At 73.9% G+C, this 18,999-nt stretch carries 12 protein-coding genes; 7 read left to right on the forward strand and 5 right to left on the reverse strand.

All coding sequences use genetic code 11. The features are described from left to right. Positions 1 to 142: 142 nt before the first annotated feature. Positions 143 to 385, forward strand: a complete 243-nt coding sequence (locus ACFYZR_RS29925; protein ID WP_229351040.1) for a mycoredoxin — start codon at positions 143 to 145, stop codon at positions 383 to 385. Between the two features lie 21 nt (positions 386 to 406). On the opposite strand, the gene nudC is transcribed toward ACFYZR_RS29925, so the two are convergent. The 5 genes from nudC to ACFYZR_RS29950 form a co-directional block, all read right to left on the reverse strand. Further along, positions 407 to 1,348, reverse strand: a complete 942-nt coding sequence (gene nudC / locus ACFYZR_RS29930; protein ID WP_391915946.1) for an NAD(+) diphosphatase — start codon at positions 1,346 to 1,348, stop codon at positions 407 to 409. A gap of 59 nt (positions 1,349 to 1,407) precedes the next feature. After that, positions 1,408 to 2,841: a dipeptidase gene (locus ACFYZR_RS29935; RefSeq protein WP_391915949.1), complete on the reverse strand. Its 1,434-nt coding sequence runs from the start codon at positions 2,839 to 2,841 to the stop codon at positions 1,408 to 1,410. Positions 2,842 to 2,888: 47 nt separating this feature from the next. Beyond that, positions 2,889 to 6,107, reverse strand: coding sequence for a UvrD-helicase domain-containing protein (locus ACFYZR_RS29940; protein WP_391915952.1), 3,219 nt, complete (start codon positions 6,105 to 6,107; stop codon positions 2,889 to 2,891). A gap of 31 nt (positions 6,108 to 6,138) precedes the next feature. Then, positions 6,139 to 9,456 carry an ATP-dependent helicase gene (locus tag ACFYZR_RS29945; RefSeq protein WP_391915954.1) on the reverse strand — a complete coding sequence of 1,106 codons (3,318 nt, stop codon included), beginning with the start codon at positions 9,454 to 9,456 and terminating at the stop codon, positions 6,139 to 6,141. A 212-nt stretch (positions 9,457 to 9,668) separates the two neighbouring features. Next, complete coding sequence (locus ACFYZR_RS29950) at positions 9,669 to 10,013, reverse strand: MGMT family protein (RefSeq protein ID WP_391915955.1); 345 nt, start codon at positions 10,011 to 10,013, stop codon at positions 9,669 to 9,671. Positions 10,014 to 10,300: 287 nt separating this feature from the next. Between ACFYZR_RS29950 and ACFYZR_RS29955 the strand changes: the two genes are divergently transcribed. From ACFYZR_RS29955 to ACFYZR_RS29980, 6 genes are all read left to right on the forward strand, one after another. Further along, a complete protein-coding gene (locus ACFYZR_RS29955) occupies positions 10,301 to 12,928 on the forward strand; it encodes a YbhN family protein (RefSeq protein ID WP_391916061.1) in 2,628 nt (875 codons plus the stop codon). A 135-nt stretch (positions 12,929 to 13,063) separates the two neighbouring features. Then, positions 13,064 to 13,459, forward strand: coding sequence for a molybdopterin-binding protein (locus ACFYZR_RS29960; protein ID WP_391915958.1), 396 nt, complete (start codon positions 13,064 to 13,066; stop codon positions 13,457 to 13,459). A 12-nt stretch (positions 13,460 to 13,471) separates the two neighbouring features. Next, positions 13,472 to 14,239 (forward strand): molybdate ABC transporter substrate-binding protein, encoded by a 768-nt coding sequence (gene modA, locus ACFYZR_RS29965; protein ID WP_391915960.1) that lies wholly within the window; start codon positions 13,472 to 13,474, stop codon positions 14,237 to 14,239. Next, entirely contained in the window at positions 14,236 to 16,179 is a 1,944-nt protein-coding gene (locus ACFYZR_RS29970) for an ABC transporter permease (RefSeq protein WP_391915963.1), read from the forward strand. Before modA ends, ACFYZR_RS29970 begins: the two co-directional genes overlap by 4 nt. A 73-nt stretch (positions 16,180 to 16,252) precedes the next feature. Beyond that, positions 16,253 to 17,809, forward strand: a complete 1,557-nt coding sequence (locus ACFYZR_RS29975) for an alpha/beta hydrolase (RefSeq protein WP_391915966.1) — start codon at positions 16,253 to 16,255, stop codon at positions 17,807 to 17,809. 126 nt (positions 17,810 to 17,935) lie between these two features. Beyond that, entirely contained in the window at positions 17,936 to 18,949 is a 1,014-nt protein-coding gene (locus tag ACFYZR_RS29980) for a hypothetical protein (protein WP_391915969.1), read from the forward strand. Positions 18,950 to 18,999: the final 50 nt, after the last annotated feature.

Consider the following 18,999-nt stretch of genomic DNA (forward strand, 5'->3'; position numbering starts at 1 on the left):
CTAATCCGGGAACGGTCCGGGATTGGTCCGGGAATGTGCCGGAACCGCGTCGGGGAGGCGTCGGAAACGCTCGGGAATGCTGCGCACCGGGTGTGCGTTCTTCCTCCGGAATCTCCCCCGAGGAAGAAGGAGCGCGGGTCGCATGTCGAGCACCGTGACGATGTACAGCACCACCTGGTGCGGCTACTGCCGCCGTCTGAAGACCATGCTGGACCGCGAGGGCATCGCCTACAACGAGATCAACATCGAGCTCGACCCCGAGTCGGCGGCCTTCGTGGAGAAGGCGAACGGCGGGAACCAGACGGTCCCCACCGTGCTCTTCGCCGACGGCTCCACCCTCACCAACCCCTCGCTGGCGCAGGTGAAGGCGAAGATCGGCGCCTGACGCCGGCCGGCCGCGCGCTCCCTACGGGAGCGGCTCGCCGTACCAGAGCTCGATCAGGCGGGCCGCGATGGAGATGCCGGTCGGAGGCAGGACCTCCCCGCTCTCGAACGCGGCCCGCAGCTCGTCCCGGGAGAACCAGCGCGCCTCGTGGATCTCCTCGCCGTCCACCTGGATGTCCGAGGACGTCGCCCGGGCCATGAAGCCCAGCATCAGGCTGGAGGGGAACGGCCAGGGCTGGCTGGCGATGTACTCCACGTCGCCGACGACGACGCCCGCCTCCTCGGCGACCTCCCGGCGCACCGCCTCCTCGATGGACTCCCCCGGCTCCACGAAGCCCGCGAGCGTCGAGAAACGGCCCTCCGGCCAGTGCATCTGGCGGCCCAGCAGCGCCCGGTCCTTCTCGTCCGTGACCAGCATGATCACGGCCGGGTCGGTCCGGGGGTAGTGCTCGGCGCCGCAGGCCTGGCAGCGGCGGATGTGGCCGGCGGCCGCGATCACCGTGCGCTCGCCGCAGCGCGAGCAGAAGCGGTGGAGGCGCTGCCAGTTCTCCAGGGCCACGGCGTGCACGAGCAGGCCCGCGTCGCGCGGGGACAGCAGCAGACCGGCCTCCCGCAGGCCCGCCGGGCGCGCGGACTGGTCGATACGGCCGGGCAGCGCGTCCTTCTGGAGCGCGAAGTAGGCCACACCGTGCTCGTCCTTGCCGAGGAAGTAGCGGTGCGTCTCGGTGACCGGCGCCTCGAAGGCGGGCGTCATCACCAGTTCGGTGCGGCCGTCGGGGGTGTCGTCGATCAGCGCCTGACCGCCGGAGACCACGAAGACCCGCGTCGTGGGGTGACTCCACGCCGCGGCGAGCCACGCCTCGTCCAGACGGTGGTGCGCGGCACGGTCGATGCCGCTCGCGCCGCTCAGTGCGACGTCGAGCGTGTCGGGCCGGGTGGCGGTGAATTCGGTCCAGGTGGTCACGGCTGCTTCCAACTCCCCCTCTTGACAATGTTTGTGCGTCTTGCGCGACACGACCGGCGTCAGGCGTCGCCGGGGCCGGCGCCCTTGCTGGTCGTCCCGGCCAGGTCCCCCCACAGGTGGGCGGCGGTCTCCACGCCCTTCATGAGCAGGTCCAGCTCGACCTTCTCGTTCGGCGCGTGCCAGCCGTCCGACGGCACCGAGATGCCGAGGAACAGCACCGGGGCGCCCAGGACGTCCTGGAGGTCCGCCGCCGGGCCCGAGCCGCCCTCGCGCGTGAAACGGACCTTCTGGCCGAAGGCCTTGGTCATGGCCCGTACGACCGACTGGAGCGCCGGGTGGTCCAGCGGGGTCAGACAGGGGCGGGTCGAGCCGGTGAACGTGATCTCGTGCCGGATGCCGCCGCCCTGCGGGAGGCGGGCCGCCACCCAGTCGCGCACGGACTCCTGGACACGATCGGCGTCCTGGCCCGCGACCAGCCGGAAGGACAGCTTCAGCCGGGCCGACGACGGGACGATCGTCTTGCCGCCGGGGCCCTGATAGCCACCGCCGATGCCGTTGACCTCGGCGGTCGGACGGGCCCAGACGCGCTCCAGCGTGCTGTAGCCCGCCTCGCCGAGGGTGCCGTGCGAGTGCGCGGCGCGCAGCCAGCGCTTCTCGTCGAACGGCAGCTCGGCGATCAGCTCGCGCTCCCGCTCGGTGAGCTCCACCACCCCGTCGTAGAACCCCGGGATCGTCACCCTGCGGTCCTCGTCGTGCAGGGCGGCCGCCAGGCGGGCGGCCTCCGTGGCCGGGTTGGGCACGGCGCCGCCGAAGGAACCGGAGTGGATGTCCTGGTCCGGGCCGTACAGGTCGATCTGGCACTCGGCCAGGCCCCGCATGCCCGTGCACACCGTCGGGGTGTCCTCGGACCACATGCCCGTGTCCGAGACGATCACGGCGTCGCAGGCGAGCCGGTCGGCGTGCGCGGCGATCAGCGCGGGGAAGTTCGGCGAGCCCGACTCCTCCTCGCCCTCGATGATCAGCTTGAGGTTGACGGCCGGGGCGGTGCGGCCGGTGGCCGCCAGGTGGGCGCGGACGCCCAGGGTGTGGAAGAACACCTGGCCCTTGTCGTCGGCCGCGCCGCGCGCGTACAGCCGGCCGTCGATCGTCGTCGGCTCGAACGGGTCCGTGTGCCAGCCGTCCTCGCGGGCGGCGGGCTGGACGTCGTGGTGGCCGTAGACCAGGACCGTGGGCGCGTCCGCCACGCCGGAGGGCCACTCCGCGAACACGGCGGGGGCACCCTCGCCGTCGCCCGTCTCCCAGAGCTCCGCCGTCGGGAAGCCCGTCTCCGCGAGCTTCGCCACCAGCCACTCGGCGCTGCGGCGCACATCGGCCGCGTTGGCCGGGTCGGCCGACACGGAAGGGATGCGCAGCCACTCGGCCAGGTCGGCGAGGAAGGCGGCGCGGTGCTCGTCGATGTACGCGCGGACGGCGTTGTCCGGGGCATTGCTCATGCCATCGAGCCTATCCGGACACGCGGGGCGACCAGGACCGGGTTTCGTCACACGTCCTCCCCCAGGAGGATCCGTTCCAGCGCGGCGCGGTCGGGCAGGTCCGGCGGGACCGCCTTCTCGCCGTCGCGGATGTACACGAAAGCGGCCGTCACGGAGGAGAGCGGAAGTCCGTGCTGCTCCGCCCAGGCCAGGCGGTAGATCGCCAGCTGGAGGGGGTCGGCGGTCCGGGCGCGGGCGGTCTTCCAGTCGACGATCTCGTACGTGTCGCGCCCGCCGTTCCGTTCGCGGTACACCGCGTCAATGCGGCCCCGGATCGTGCGGCCCGCGAGAGTGAGCTGGAAAGGGGCCTCCACCCGGTAGGGGGTGCGGTGGGCGTAGGGGGTCCGCTGGAAGGCCTCCTTGAGCTCGGCCAGGTCCCGCTCGTCGGCGATCTCGCCCGGGTCGGCGCCCCCCGGGAGCTCCTCCGGGCCCAGGAAGGGCAGCGGGAGGGCCTCGAAGCGGGACTCCAGCCAGGCGTGGAAGCGGGTGCCCCGGCGGGCGGCGGGCTGGGGGCGGCGCGGCATGGGGCGCGCGAGGTCGCTCGCGAAGGCGTCGGGGTCGGCGGCCAGCTGCATCAGCTGGGTGGCGGTCAGGGTGGACGGGAGCAGCACGTCGTGGACCTTGGCGCGGGTGCGCCGGAGCTCGCCGGCGAGGGCGTCCAGATCGCGGTCCCAGGAGGCGACGGCGCGGGTCTCCTCCGGGGGGAGCGGGTGCGTGGTCCGTGGCTGCGGGTCCGTCTCCGTCTCCAGGCGGTTCAGGTGTGCCCGGACCGCCCCGGCCGCCTCGCGGCGGCGGGCCAGGGAGGCCTGGTCCAGGGGCAGGGGCCAGGCGTGGTCCGTCTCCTGGTGGAGGGCCGGGTTCTCCGCGTCCTCGGCCGGGGCGTCCGCCCAGGCCTCGATCTCGCCGTGGCCCGCCTCGCAGTGGGCGCGGAGGGCCTCCAGGAACTCCGACGGGCCGCGCGTCCGCTTCTGGTTCGGGCCCCACCAGTGGCCGGAGCCCAGGAGGAGGTTGCGCGGGCGGGTGAAGGTGACGTAGCCGAGGCGCAGTTCCTCGGTGTGCTGGTGGGCCTTCATCGCGCCCTTGAAGGCCGCCAGACCCTTGGCGGTCCAGTCGGTGACGTCGGGGAGGGTGTCGGTGTCGCCGCGCAGGGCGTGCGGGAGGACCTTGGGCTGGGACGTCCAGGAGTCGCGGGACTGCTCGCTGGGGAAGGCCTTCGCCACCAGGCCCGGGACGGCCACCACGTCCCACTCCAGGCCCTTGGACTTGTGCGCGGTGAGGATCTTGACGGTGTCCTCGCCGCCGGGCAGGGAGTTGTCGAGGCCCTTCTCGTACTGCGCGGCCGTGCGCAGGAAGCCGAGGAAGGCGGCCAGGGTGACCTCGCCGTCCAGGGCGGCGAAGCCGGCGGCGACGTCCAGGAACTGGGTGAGGGTCTCGCGGCGGCGGGCCGCCAGGGCGTGCGGGGAGGCCGACAGCTCCACCTCCAGGCCCGTCGTGGCGAGGACGCGGTGGAGGACGTCCATCAGCGGGTCGCCGAGGCCGCGGCGCAGGTCGCGGAGCTCGGCCGCGAGGCGGGCGAAGCGGACGCGGGCCTCGGTGGAGAAGGGCAGGTCGTCGCCGGGGTCGGCCGACAGGAAGGTGTCCAGGGCGTCGGCCAGGGACGTCGTCTCCGTGGGGTCCACGCCCTCCACGGCCTCGGCGAGGCGACGGTCGGGGTCGGTGCCGGTGGGGCCGTAGGGCACGAGCGTACGGGCGCGGCGGCCCAGCAGGGCCAGGTCCCGGGGGCCGACGCGCCAGCGGGGGCCCGTCAGCAGCCGGACCAGGGAGGCGTTGGCGGTGGGGTCGTGGAGGACCTCGCAGACCGCGACCAGGTCGGCGATCTCGGGCAGGTGGAGCAGCCCGGAGAGGCCGACGACCTCGACGGGGACGTCGCGCCGGACGAGGGCGCCCTGGATCTCGGCGAAGTCGGTGGCGGTGCGGCACAGGACGGCGATGTCGCCCGGGCGGGTGCCGGTGCGGACGAGGTGGGCGAGGGAGTCCGCGAGCCAGTCGAGCTCCTCGGCGTGGGTGGGCAGCAGGGCGCAGCGGACGACGCCGTCGCGCTCGGCGCCGGGGGCCGGGCGCAGGGCCTCGACGCCTTCGTGGCGCTCGCGGAGGGGGGCCGCCAGGGTGTTGGCGAGGTCCAGGAGGCGGCCGCCGCTGCGGCGGTTCTCGCTGAGGGAGTAGCGCCGGGCGGGCTGCCCGTCGGCGTGCGGGAAGTGCCGCGGGAAGTCGTCGAGGTTGGCCACCGAGGCGCCGCGCCAGCCGTAGATGGCCTGGCAGGGGTCGCCCACGGCCGTCACCGCGTGGCCCGTGCCGGCGCCGAAGAGGCCGGCCAGCAGCAGCCGCTGGGCGACGGACGTGTCCTGGTACTCGTCGAGGAGGACGACCTTGAACTGCTCGCGGAGGATGCGGCCCACCTCGGGCCGGGTGCGGGCCAGCTCGGCGGAGCGGGCGATCTGGTCGCCGAAGTCGAGGAGGTCGCGGGAGCGCTTCTCCTCGCGGTACGCCTCGACGAGTTCCAGGAGCTCCAGGCGGGCGCGGACCGTCTCCGGGATCTTGCGCAGGTCCGCGTTGGTGAGCTTGGCGCCGGCGAGGGTGTCCAGGAGTTCGCTGTCGTACGCCCGTAGCCCTTCCGGCTCGACCAGGTGCTCCGCGAGTTCGCCGTCGAGGGCCAGCAGGTCGGTGACCAGGTCGGCGAAGGGGCGGGTGAGGGCCGGGTACGGGCCCGGTGAGGAGCGCAGGACGCGGGCGGCGAGCTGGAAGCGGGTGGCGTCGGCGAGGAGGCGGGAGGTGGGCTCCAGGCCGATGCGCAGGCCGTGCTCCTTGAGGAGCTGGCCGGCGAAGGCGTGGTAGGTGGAGATCCGGGGCTCGCCGCCGGTCTCCTTCTCGGAGGGCTCGGCGGGCTCCGTACCGATCCCGGCCCGGCCGAGGGCCTTGCGGACGCGCTCGGCGAGCTCGCCCGCGGCCTTGTTGGTGAACGTCAGGCCGAGGACCTCCTCGGGCGCGACCTGCCCGGTGCCGACCAGCCAGACGACGCGCGCGGCCATGACCGTGGTCTTGCCGGACCCGGCTCCGGCCACGATGACCTGCGGGGCGAGCGGCGCGGTGATACAGGCCGTCTGCTCCGGGGTGAAGGGGATGCCGAGGAGCTCCTTGAGCTGCTCGGGATCGGTCAGGCGCGGGGTCACGCCGGTAACGCTAGAGGGACCCACTGACATCTCACTCCACGATCTGCCGGCCCTCGGGCCGGGCACTGCACGAGGCGCGGAACGAGCAGTGGTCGCACTGCCGGCCGGGGCGGGGGGTGAAACGTTCCTCGAGGACCCGGCCCGCGGCCTCGGCGAGGAGCTCGCCGACCCATTCGCCGTCGAGGGGCTCCTGCGCCTGGACCTTGGGGAGCATCTCCCCGCCGTCCTTCTTGGCCGCTCCCTGGCGCAGGTGGACGAGTTCGGCGCCGCCGGGCCGGGGCCGGGCGCCGCCGAAGACGTCGTCCACGGCGCCCTCGGCGACGGCGAGCTGGTAGACGGCGAGCTGGGGGTGGCGTTCGACGTCCTTGGCGGAGGGCGCGCTCTTGCCGGTCTTGAAGTCGACGACGTACGCGCGGCCCTGGGCGTCCCGCTCGACGCGGTCCATGGAGCCGCGGATGCGCACCTGGTACTGCTGGGCCTTGAGGGTGACGTCGAAGGGGTGCTCGGTGGCGGCGGCGTCGCGGGCGCGCTCCATCACGTGCCAGCGCAGGAAGCGCTCCAGGGCGGCGCGGGCCTGTTCCATCTCCTGCCGCGACTTCCAGGGGGCGTCGAAGGCCAGGGACGCCCAGACGGTCTCCAGACGCTCCATCAGCACGGCGAGGTCGGCGGGGGTGCGGCCGGAGGCGACCTCGTCGGCGAGGACGTGGACGACGTTGCCGAAGCCCTGGGCGGCGGTGGCGGGGGCGTCCGCCTTCACCTCGCGGCCCAGGAACCACTGGAGGGAGCAGCCGTCCTCGGTGAGCTGGCCGAGGGCGGAGCCGGACAGCGCGACGGGCCGCTCCGGGTCGCGCAGCGGCACCGCGTTGTGGGTGGGCTCGTCCAGGCCCCACCAGCGGTCGGGGTGCGCGGCGGGGACGAGCGGCTGGCCCTCCTCGTCGCGCAGGGCGGCGAGCCGGGCGAGCCGTTCGGCGGCGGCGGCCCGCAGGGCGTCGGAGGCGGCGGGGTCGACGGTGGTGGCGCGCAGCTCGGCGACGAGCGCGGCGACGGCCAGGGGGCGGCGCGGGCGCTGGGTGACGTCGACGGGCTCGGCGCCCAGCTCGGCCAGGAAGCGGGAGGGCTGGTCGCCGTCCTCGGCGGCCGCCTTGACCGCCGTGACCACGAGCCGGTCGCGGGCCCGGGTCGCGGCGACGTAGAACAGCCGGCGCTCCTCGGCGAGGAGGGCGCCCGCGCCGAGGGGCTCGGCGATGCCGTCGCGCCCGATGCGGTCGGCCTCCAGGAGCGAGCCGCGGCGCCGCAGGTCGGGCCAGAGGCCCTCCTGGACGCCCGCGACGACGACGAGCCGCCACTCCAGGCCCTTGGAGCGGTGCGCGGTCATCAGCCGTACGGCGTCGGGGCGCACGGCCCGGCGGGTGAGGGTGTCGGCGGCGATGTCCTGGGCGTCCAGCTCGTCGAGGAGGTTCAGGGCGCCGCGGCCGCCGGTGCGTTCCTCGGCGCGGGCGGCGGTCTCGAAGAGGGCGCAGACGGCGTCGAGGTCGCGGTCGGCGTTGCGGCCGGCCGGGCCGCCGCGGTGGGCGGCGCGGCGCAGCCGGGTGGGCCAGGGGGTGCCGTCCCACAGGTGCCAGAGGGCTTCCTCGGCCGTGCCGCCGCGCGCCAGGAGGGCGCGCGCGCCCGCCAAGAGGGCGCCCAGGCGCTGGGCGGGGCGTGCGTACGCGGGGTCGTGGGCGACGAGGCGTTCCGGCTCCGCGAGGGCTTCGGCGATGAGGGTGTCCGAGGGGCGCGGCATTCCCTCGCCCGCCGCGCGCTCCTCCTCGCGGAGGGCTCGGCCCAGGCGGCGGAGGTCTGCGGCGTCCATGCCGCCCAGGGGCGATGAGAGGAGGTGCAGCGCCGTCTCCGGCGTGAGCCAGTTCCGCGCCTCCGGCGCGGGATCTCCCACCCGCCCACCCGTTGAGGCATCGGTCGCGGGGGCCGTTGTGGCCGAGGCCGTCGACTCCGCCACCGCTCGCAGCGCCGTCAGCAAGGGGGCCACCGCCGGTTCGTGGCGGAGGGGGATGTCGTCGCCGTCGACCTCGACCGGGACGCCCGCCGACGTCAGGGCGCGGCGCAGGGACGGTATCGAGCGGGAGCCCGCGCGGACGAGTACGGCCATGTCCTGCCAGGGGACACCGTCCTCCAGGTGGGCGCGGCGGAGGATGTCGGCGATGTTGTCGAGCTCGGCGCCCGCCGTCGGGTAGGTGTACGCCTCCACCCGGCCCCCGTCCCGTACGGCCGTGAGCTCGCGATGGGCCCGTACCGCGTCGGCCGGCAGCCGGGTCAGCGGCATCCGGCGGGTGAGCAGCCGGGTGGCGGCGAGCAGGGCGGCGCCGGAGCGGCGCGAGGCGGTGAGGACCGCGACCGGGGCGGGCGAGCCGTCGGCGCGCGGGAAGTCGTGCGGGAATTCGAGGATGCCGCCGACGTCCGCGCCCCGGAAGGCGTAGATGGACTGGTCGGGGTCGCCGAAGGCGATCAGGGTCCGGCCGCCGCCCGCCAGCGCGCGCAGCAGCCGCGCCTGGGAGGCGTCGGTGTCCTGGTACTCGTCGACGAAGACCGCGTCGTAGCTCCGGCCCAGTTCGGCCGCGACCTCGGGGCGCCCGGCGAGGAGGACGGCGCGGTGGACGAGCTCGGCGTAGTCGAGGACGCCGCGCGCGTCGAGGACGTCCAGGTACTCGGCGAGGAAGGAGGCGGCGGCGCGCCAGTCGGGGCGGCCCGTGCGGTGGGCGAAGGCGTCGAGCTCGCCGGGGCCCAGGCCCAGCTCCCGGCTGCGGGCGAGGACGGCGCGCATCTCGTCGGCGAAGCCGCGGGTGGTCAGGCAGGCGCGCAGCTCGTCGGGCCAGCGCACCCGGCCGCGGCCCTCCTTGCCCAGCTCCAGCTCGCCCTCCAGCAGCTCGCGCACCATGACGTCCTGCTCCGGGCCGGACAGCAGCCGGGTGGGCTCGGCGAACAGCTCGACGTCCTGGTGGGCGCGCACCAGCGCGTAGCAGTAGGAGTGGAAGGTGGTGGCCTGCGGGCCCTGGGCGCCGCCGAGCCGGGCCGTCATCCGGTCGCGCAGTTCGACGGCCGCCTTGCGGCTGAAGGTCAGCACGAGGATCCGCGCGGGGTCGGTGCCCCGCCGCACCCGTTCGGCCACCGCCTCGACGAGCGTGGTCGTCTTGCCCGTGCCCGGACCGGCGAGCACCAGCAGCGGCCCCCGGCCGTGGTCAACCACCGCGCGCTGGCACGCGTCCAGCTCAGGAGGGACCACCGGGCCCGGCGGCGTGCGCACGAGGCGGTACGCGCCCGTGGCGGGCCGCTGGTGGGACGACGAGGAGCTCACGTGTGTTGCCGGTCCTGAGGGGGGAGGTACGGGTGGTCGGTCGGCCGGGACGCGTCACGGCGAGAAGGGCGACCCCCGACGCTACGCCAGGAGACCCGTGTGGCGCAGTGCGTCCCGCGAGCCTCCGTCCCTCTTCCAGGGCCTCATCCGTTCGGGTAACGCCTTGTGGTCACGGGCCGGGGCGCGGCCCGGCGGCGGCGGTCCTCCGGCCGTCAGGTGTGCGGAGTCACATCCGGGGTGCCGTCCCAGCGGGCGCGGGCCATGGCGAGCCGGGGCATCCGGGCGTCGGCCGTGCGGCCCGGCTCCCGCAGCGGGGTGCCCTCGGCGCGGTAGTGGGCCAGGGCCTCCCGCTCGTGGCCCGGCAGCAGCACACCGTCCGCCCGGACGACGCGCCACCAGGGCACGGCCCCGCCGTAGAGGGCCATGACGCGGCCGACCTGCCGGGGGCCGCCCTCTTCCAGCCATTCGGCGACGTCTCCGTAGGTCATCACCCGGCCCGCCGGAATCAGCTCGGCGACGGCCAGCACCCGTTCCGCGTACTCGGGAAGCTCGTCCATCCGGTGCATACTGCCGCATCGCACCCCGGACGGGCCGCCCAGGCCCGCCCCGGACAGGCCGTCCCGGCCACCGGAACCAGGCCGTCCAGAAGATCACCCAGAGTGCGTCATCGCACTACAGGGCGTACGATCCGGAGTCCGCGCCCCCCGAAATGCACCCTGATACCCCCTTGCCCGGCCGGGCCATGCCACCATCTTCCGGGCGGTGACTGGTGATACGAGACCGAGAAGAGACCGACAAGCAGCAGGGCGCGCAGCCTCCGGACGAGGCCCGCGCCCGCGACGTGCTGCCCTGCGACAGGGACCGCGGCGCGTATCCGTGCGAGGACGGTGAGGGCCACATCGACAAGGTCTCCGGCGACGAGCCGCTGCTCCCCGCCCGTGTCCACCGTCCGGCCGACCTGGTCCGGCTCTTCCTGGGCATCGTGGGCATCGCCCTCGTGCTCGCGCTCGCGGCCTTCGCCCACGCCACCACCTCCGGCCTGGCGCAGGACATCAGCGCGAGCACCGGCAAGGCGCCCCATCTGCTGGCCAGCTTCGCCGGGCTCACGGCGAACATCGCGGTCTTCATCGTCCCGGTGGCCTTCGCCATCGAACGGCTGATCAAACGCGACGGGCTGCGCATCGCCGACGGCGTCCTCGCCGCCGTGCTGGCCCACGGCGTGTCGCTGGCCACCGACCTGTGGGTGGCCGAGTCGGCGCCCGAATCCATCCGCGCGGCGCTCACCCAGCGCTCGCCCACGGGCGGCTTCACCGACCCGGTGCACGGCTATCTGGCGCCCGTGATCGCCTATATGACGGCCGTCGGCATGTCCCGGCGGCCCCGCTGGCGCGTGGCCATGTGGGCCGTGCTCCTCCTGGACGCCTTCGCGGTGCTGGTCAACGGCTACACCACGCCGTTCTCCATCGCCATCACCGTCCTGATCGGCTGGACCGTCGCCTACGCCACCCTCTACGCCGTCGGCTCCCCCAACGTCCGCCCCACCGGCCAGCACCTCCTCGCCGGGCTGCGGCGCGTCGGCTTCCGGCCGGAGACCGCGCTGCGCGCCGAGGACCACGAGACCGCCGAGCAGCACCCCGACCGGGGCCGCCGCTACATCGTCACCATGGAGGACGGGCCGCCCCTCGACGTCACCGTCGTGGACCGCGAGCAACAGGCCCAGGGCTTCTTCTACCGCGTCTGGCAGCGCCTGGCCCTGCGCGGGATCACCCAGCGCCGCAGCCTCCAGTCGCTGCGCCAGGCCCTCGAACAGGAGGCGCTGCTCGCCTACGCGGCCATCGCCGCCGGTGCCAACGCGCCCAAGCTCATCGCCACCTCCGAGCTGGGCCCGGACGCCGTGATGCTCATCTACGAGCACATCGGCGGCCGTCCCCTGGTCTCCGTCCCCACCGAGGAGATCACCGACGAGCTGATGCGGGGCGCCTGGCACCAGCTCAAGGCCCTCCAGTCGCGCCGTATCGCCCACCGCAGGCTCGACGGCGACGCCCTGCTGGTGGATCGTTCCGGCAATGTGGTCCTCACGGATCTGCGCGGCGGCGAGATCGCGGCCGGCGACCTGGTGCTCCGCATGGACGTCGCCCAACTCCTCGTCACCCTCGGCCTGCGGGTCGGCGCCGAGCGGGCCGTGGCCACCGCCGTGGAGGTCCTCGGCCCCGACGCCGTCGCCGACAGCCTCCCCCTCCTCCAGCCCCTCGCCCTCACCCGCGTCAACCGCGCGACCCTGCGCCAGCTCGCCCGCGAGCGGGCGCAGCGCGAACGCGACCGGGTGCTGGAGAACGCCCGCCTCTCCAAGGAGGCCCGGGAGGCGGAACGCGCCGCCGAGGCCGAGCCCGTCGAGGCCGGCCGCAAGGCGCTCAAGGCCGAGCGCCAGGCGGAGAAGAAGGCGATCGACGAGGCGATCGAGGAGGCCCGCGAGGAGGACCTGCTCGCCCAGATCCGCCGCCAGGTCCTGCTCATCCGGCCGCAGGCGCCGATAGAGCCGGTGCGGCTGGAGCGCATCAAGCCCCGCACGCTGATCAGCTTCGTCGCGGGCGCGATCGCCGCGTACTTCCTGCTGTCCCAGCTCACCCACATCAAGTTCGGCGATCTCGTCGACAAGGCCAACTGGGCGTGGGTCGCGATGGCAGTGGCCTTCCAGGCGCTGACCTACGTGGCCGCGGCGATGAGCCTGCTCGGCTTCGTCCCGGAGAAGGTGACCTTCGGCCGGACGGTCCTGGCGCAGGTCGCGGGCTCGTTCGTGAAGATCGTCGCCCCGGCGGCGGTGGGCGGCGTGGCCCTGAACACCCGCTTCCTCCAGCGGGCGGGCATCCGCCCGGGCCTGGCCGTGGCGAGCGTCGGCGCGTCCCAGCTCTTCGGCCTGGCCTGCCACATCATGCTGCTGCTGTCCTTCGGCTATGTGACCGGCACGGAACGCAGCTCGTCCCTGGGCCCCTCCCGGACCGTGATCGGCGGCCTGCTGACGGCCGCGGTCCTGGTGCTGGTGGTCGCCGCGATCCCGGTGCTGCGGAAGTTCGTCTCGACCCGGGTCCGGTCGCTGTTCGCGGGCGTCGTGCCGCGCATGCTGGACGTGCTCCAGCGGCCGCAGAAGCTGTGCTTCGGCATCGGCGGGATGCTGCTGCTGACGGCGGCGAACGTGATGTGCCTGGACGCGTCGATCCGGGCCTTCGGTGGCGACCTCAGCTACGCGAGCATCGCGGTCGTCTTCCTCACCGCCAACGCGCTGGGGTCGGCGGCGCCGACGCCGGGTGGTGTGGGAGCGGTGGAGTTCGCGCTCACGGGTGCGCTGACGTTTGCCGGGCTGCCGGCGGAGCAGGCGGCTCCTGCGGTGCTGCTGTTCCGGCTGATGACGCTTTGGCTGCCGGTCCTGCCGGGTTGGGCGTCGTTCACGCATCTGACGCGGAAGGGTGCGATCTAGGGGGCCCTGCGGGCCGTTTCCCGGGGGCTCCGCCCCCGGACCCCCGCTCCTCAAACGCCGGAGGGGCTGGATTTACCCAGCAGGTCAGGCTTTCAGCCTTGCAGATGCGAGCTGGATCGACATACCGTGCCGCACATGCGGTCGTACACCATCGGGCAGGCAGCCCGGCTGCTGAGCGTGAGTCCCGACACCGTCCGCCGCTGGGCCGACGCGGGCAGGATCCCCACCCGTCGTGACGAGACCGGCAAGCGGATCATCGAGGGGCCCGACCTGGCGGCCTTCTCCGTGAGCCTCGCCGCCGAGGCGAACGAGAGCGACGACGAGCCGCACACCAGCGCGCGCAACGCCTTCCCGGGGATCATCACCGCCGTGAAGCTCGGCGACGTGGCCGCACAGGTGGAGATCCAGGCCGGGCCGCACCGGCTGGTCTCCCTCCTCACCCGCGAGGCCGTGGAGGAACTGGGCCTGACCGTGGGCATGGAGGCCGTGGCCCGGGTGAAGGCCACCAACGTGCACATCGACCGCGCCTGACCAGGAGAGACAATGCCCCGTACCCTCGCGCGCACGGCCCTGGCGGCGGCGCTTCTCCTCCCCCTGGCCACGGCCTGCGGCGGTGGCGACGGCAAGAGCGACGACGCCAAGCAGCGGACCACCCTCACGGTCCTCGCCGCCGCCTCCCTCACGGACGTCTTCAAGGAGGCCAAGGCCGTCTACGAGAAGGAGCACCCCGGCACCACGGTGAACTTCTCCTTCGCCGGCTCCCAGGAGCTCGCCGCCCAGGTGCGCCAAGGCGTGCCCGCCGACGCACTGGTGACGGCCGACACCAAGACGATGGACGGCCTCGCCCAGCAGACGAACACCCCCGCCACCATCGCGAAGAACCGCCTGACGATCGCCACGGCCCCCGGCAACCCCCAGAAGATCCAGGGCCTCCCCGACCTCTCCCGCTCCGGCCTCAAGGTGGTCCTCGCCGCCCCCGAGGTGCCCGCGGGCCGCTACAGCAAGAAGGTCCTCGACCAGCAGCACGTCGACGTCAAGCCGGTCTCCCAGGAGCCCAGCGTCCGCGCCGTGCTGAGCAAGGTCACCCTCGGCGAGGCGGACGCGGGCATCGTGTACGTCACGGACGCCACCGCGGCCAAGGGCAAGGTCGCGACCGTCGCCATCCCCGACGCCCAGAACGCGGTGGCCGCCTACCCCGCCGCGACCCTCAAGGGCTCGAAGCACACCGAGGAATCGGCCGACTTCGTCAAGTGGCTCAGCTCGTCCGAGGCACAGAAGCTCCTCCGTGAGGCGGGCTTCCAGCAGCCATGAGGGCCCGCACGCCCCTGACCCTGGCGATCCCTTCCATCCTCGCCGTCGGCTTCCTGTTCCTCCCCCTGGCGGGCGTCCTCACCCGCACGCCATGGGCCACCCTTCCATCCCGCCTCACCTCCCCCGAGGTCACCCAGGCCCTCACCCTGAGCCTGACGGTCTCGGCGTACGCCCTGGCGCTCTCCCTCGCCCTCGGGGTGCCCCTCGCCTGGCTGCTGGCCCGGGTGGACTTCCCGGGCAAGGCGCTCGTCCGCTCCCTCGTGATGCTCCCGATGGTCCTCCCGCCGACCGTCGCGGGCGTGGCACTCCTCCAGGGCTACGGCCGCCGGGGCGTCCTGGGGGCCTGGCTGGACGACTGGTTCGGCGTCACGATCCCCTTCACGACCACGGCGGCGGTCGTGGCGTCGACCTTCGTGGCCATGCCCTTCCTGGTGATCAGCCTGGAGGGCGCCCTCAGCGGCCTCCACCCCCGCTACGAGGAGACGGCGGCCTCCCTCGGGGCGTCGCCGCTCCGGACCTTCCGCACCATCACCCTCCCCATGATCGCGCCGGGCCTCTTCGCGGGAGCGGCCCTCTGCTGGGCGCGCGCGCTGGGCGAGTTCGGGGCGACGATCACGTTCGCGGGCAACCTCCCCGGCATCACCCAGACGCTCCCTCTCCAGGTCTACCTGCTCCTCCAGGACGACCCGGAAGGCGCGACAGCGGTATCACTGCTCCTCCTGGCCATCGCGACAGCGGTCCTCCTGACCCTCCGGGGCCGCTGGCCGCAGACGCCGACGACGGGAGGGCGGCCGAGTGCGGAGCACCCGGAACCGAGTACGGCAACGGCCGAACACCACGCGGCTCCGGAAAGCCCTGCCCGCCCCGGCCCTGCCCGCCCCGGTCCCGCCCGCACCACGCCGCACCCCTTGCGCACCACGGTCACGGGCGCGGTACAGACCACCCTCGACGCCCCCGCCGGCACCACGATCGCGATCGTGGGCCCCAACGGCGCCGGCAAGACGACCCTCCTCCGCACCCTCCTGGGCCTGACCCACCGCGCCACAGCGGAAACGCTCACCCTCGGCGACCAGGACGTCTCGTCCGCCCCGCCCCACCGCCGCCGCATCGCCTGGGTCCCCCAGGACGGCGCCCTCTTCCCGCACCTCACGGCGCTCGCCAACACGGCCTACGGCCTCCGCGCCCAGGGCACCCCGAAGGACGAGGCCCACGCCACCGCCCAGCAGTGGCTGAACCACCTGGGCATCGGCCACCTCGCCCACCGCAGGCCCGGCCTGCTCAGCGGCGGCCAGGCCCAGCGCGTCGCCCTGGCCAGGGCCCTGGCCGCCGGTCCGCACCTGCTGCTCCTCGACGAGCCGCTGGCCGCCCTGGACCAGTCGACCCGCGCTCAGGTGCGCCACGCCCTGCGCACCCACCTCGCCGACTTCCCCGGCGTGTGCCTGATCGTCACCCACGACCCCGTGGAAGCCGTATCGCTGGCCGGCCACGTGCTCGTCCTGGAGGACGGCCGTACGACCCAGTACGCGCCCCCGGCCGAGCTCGCCCGGCACCCCCGCTCCCCGTGGGTGGCCCGCATGCTGGGCCTCAACGCCTGGCCGGCCGAGGCGACGGCCGGCACCCTCGGCCTGGCGAACGGCGCGACCCTGACGACGGCGGGCCCGCCCCCCGCCCCGGGCCCCGGCCTCGCCGTGATCGCCCCCGAAGCGGTGTCTCTCCACACCACCCGCCCCACGGCCACCGCCAGCAGCCCCCGCAACGTCTGGCAGGGCAAGGTCCGTGAACTCACCGCGCAAGGCAGCAGAATGCGCGTCCTCGTGGACGCGGACCTTGAGATCGTCGCTGAGATCACCCCTGCCGCCGCAGCGGAGCTGCAGCTCACGGAGGGCACCCCCGTCTGGGTCACCGCGAAGGCGACGGAAGTCGGATTCGTCCCCATGTAACCCATACGGCCCGCCCTGCGCGCGCCCCGGCCCGCCCCGCCCAAAAGTGGGAGGCGTGTCCAGATCCGTACGCGTGTCCAGAGGGCGAGCGCTGCTCGCCGCCGCGCTGCTGACCACGGTCACCGGGCTCACCGGTTGCAGCGGCGACGCCGACGGCGAAGCACGGCGGGCGACGCCCTCCTCCTCGAACGCCCCCACCGCGCCCGCCGACGCCGCCCTCCAGAGACAGAAACCGGACTGGAAGCCCTGCCCGCCCCCCAGCCGCAGCGAGGACGCGGGCACCGCCGGCCGGCCCCCCGGCCCGGACTGGGAGTGCGCGACCCTGCGCGCGCCGCTCGACTACGCCCACCCGGACGGCGAGAAGATCGGCATCGCCATGATCCGGGCGAAGGCCACCGACCAGGCGCACCGCATCGGCTCGCTCCTCTTCAACTTCGGCGGCCCCGGCGGCTCCGGGGTGACGACGCTCCCGGCGTTCGCCGACGACTACCGCACCCTGCGCACCCGCTACGACCTGGTCAGCTTCGACCCGCGCGGGGTCGGCCGCAGCAGCGGGGTGACGTGTCTGCCGGACAAGGAGCTGGACGCGTACTACGCGGCGGACGCCACCCCGGCCACCACCGCCGAACAGAACGCCCTCGTGGACCGGGTGAAGAAGTACGCGGAGGGCTGCCAGAAGCGCTCGGGCAAGTTCCTCCCCCACATCGGCACCACGAACGCCGCCCGCGACATGGACCTCATGCGCCAGGTCCTGGGCGACGAGAAGCTCCACTACTTCGGCGTCTCCTACGGCACCGAACTGGGCGGCGTCTACGCGCACTTGTTCCCCAAGAACGTCGGCCGGGCGCTCATGGACGGCGTGGTGGACCCGTCGAGCGATCCGTTGCAGAGCGCCCTCGCCCAGGCCGCGGGGTTCCAGCTCGCCCTCGGCGACTACATGACGGCCTGCACGAAGACGTCGGACAACTGCCCCACGGAGCAGCAGATCAGCTCGCTCCTCGACCGGCTGGAGAAGAAGCCGGTGCCGGGCGGCGGGGGCCGCGACCTCACGCAGTCGCTCGCCACCAGCGGCATCGCGCAGTCGCTCTACTCGAAGCAGTTCTGGGACTACCTCACCGAGGGCGTCGAGGACGCCGAGAACGGCGACGGGAAGATCCTCCTCATGCTGGGCGACTCCATGAACGGACGTGGCCAGGACGGTAGTTACAGCTCCCTCCAGGCGTCCCTCAACGCCATCACGTGCGCCGACTTCACCCAGCGCTACACCGCGGCCGACATCCAGCGCAGGGCGGCGGAGTTCCGCAAGGCGTCACCGGTCTTCGGGGACTTCATGGCATGGAGCCTGTTGCAGTGCACCGGTTGGCCCGTAAAGGGCGAATGGCAGACGCCCGATGTCAGCGCGAAGGGCTCCGCGCCCATCCTCGTCGTCGGCAACACCGGTGATCCGGCGACTCCTTACGAGGGAGCGCGCAAGATGGCCCAGGAGCTCGGCAAGGGCGTCGGAGTCGAGATGACGTACCGGGGAGAAGGCCACGGGGCGTACGACAGCGGCAACGCGTGCGTGAAAAGCGCGGTTGACGCATACCTGCTGGAAGGTACTGTTCCGGCACCCGGGAAGGTGTGCTCATAGCACCCATAGCACATCACACCGGTACTACGAACTCCAGCGGCTCGAATGTCAGTGGCCCGCACTACCATCGCCCGCACAGAGTTTCACTCGGACTGTTTTCACCGTGGGCGACGGAGGGGGACAGAGGTGTTACGGACGGCCGAACACCCGGGCCGCAGGGCCAGACTGCTCACCGGCGCCCTGGCCATAGCGGCGTTGCTGGCGGCCCTGATGGCGCTGTGGCAGACGCAGTTCAGGCCGCTGGCCAGGCAGGACTACTGCTGGGGCACCTGGCCGGAGGACGGCGGCCCGTTCCGCGGGGAGGCCGGTGGTGCCCGGCAGCGCGTCTCCCGGGAGAGCGCGCCGGGGCCCGGCCGTCCCCATGGCCACTGCACGCTGAGCTGGCGCGGCGGCGACCGCGGGGGCCGCGGCACCGAGCGCCGCCTGGAGGTCCGTTACGGCACGGGCCCCGAGGCGGCGGACGAGCGCCGGGCCTGGCTGACGGAGCTGTTCGCCGGGGGCGACTCGCCGCTCCCGGACGCCCTCCCCGGCTTCGTCACGGCCGCGTCGGGCACGTTGGTGCTGCCGGAGTCGTGCGATGTGCGCGGCCGCCCGTCGGTCGTCACGCTGACCGGGTCGTTCCCGGACGCCTCCCCCGCACGGACGGGCAGGCTCCTGCTGGAGGTGGCCAACCGGGCGGCGAAGGCGACGGGGTGCGCCGGGGAGGCGCGGCCGATGGCCTCGCCCCGCGCGCCCGGGTCCTGTGCGATACCGGGCATAGCCGGTCCGGCCGGCACGGGCAGTGCCGAACCGGACTTCGAGACGTGCGCGCTGGCGGCGACGGAGGACGACACCGCCACCCCCGCCGACGCGTTCCGCTGGGCGACCCGGTTCGCGATGACCGCCCGGCCCAGGATCGTCGCCCTGTTCGACGGCCTCACGGGCGACAGCCCGCCCGCGCCCGGCTGGCGGGCCCACGGGCGGATCGAGGCGACGGGCGCGCTCGTACGGGCCGACTGCGCGGGCCGCCCCACGGTGTTCACCATGCGCACGGGCCCCGGCCGCACCGGCACCCGGGCCGACGATCCGCGCCGGGCGTTCCCGGCCTTCGTGGACGCCGTCGCGGGCCGGATCGGCTGCGCGCCCCTGCGCTCCGCCTGACAACGCCCGTACGCCGGGTCCCCAAGGGGTCGGGAAAGAGCGATTCATCC

Origin of the sequence: Streptomyces sp. NPDC001678 (assembly GCF_042892945.1) — a bacterium.
Taxonomy (GTDB): domain Bacteria; phylum Actinomycetota; class Actinomycetes; order Streptomycetales; family Streptomycetaceae; genus Streptomyces.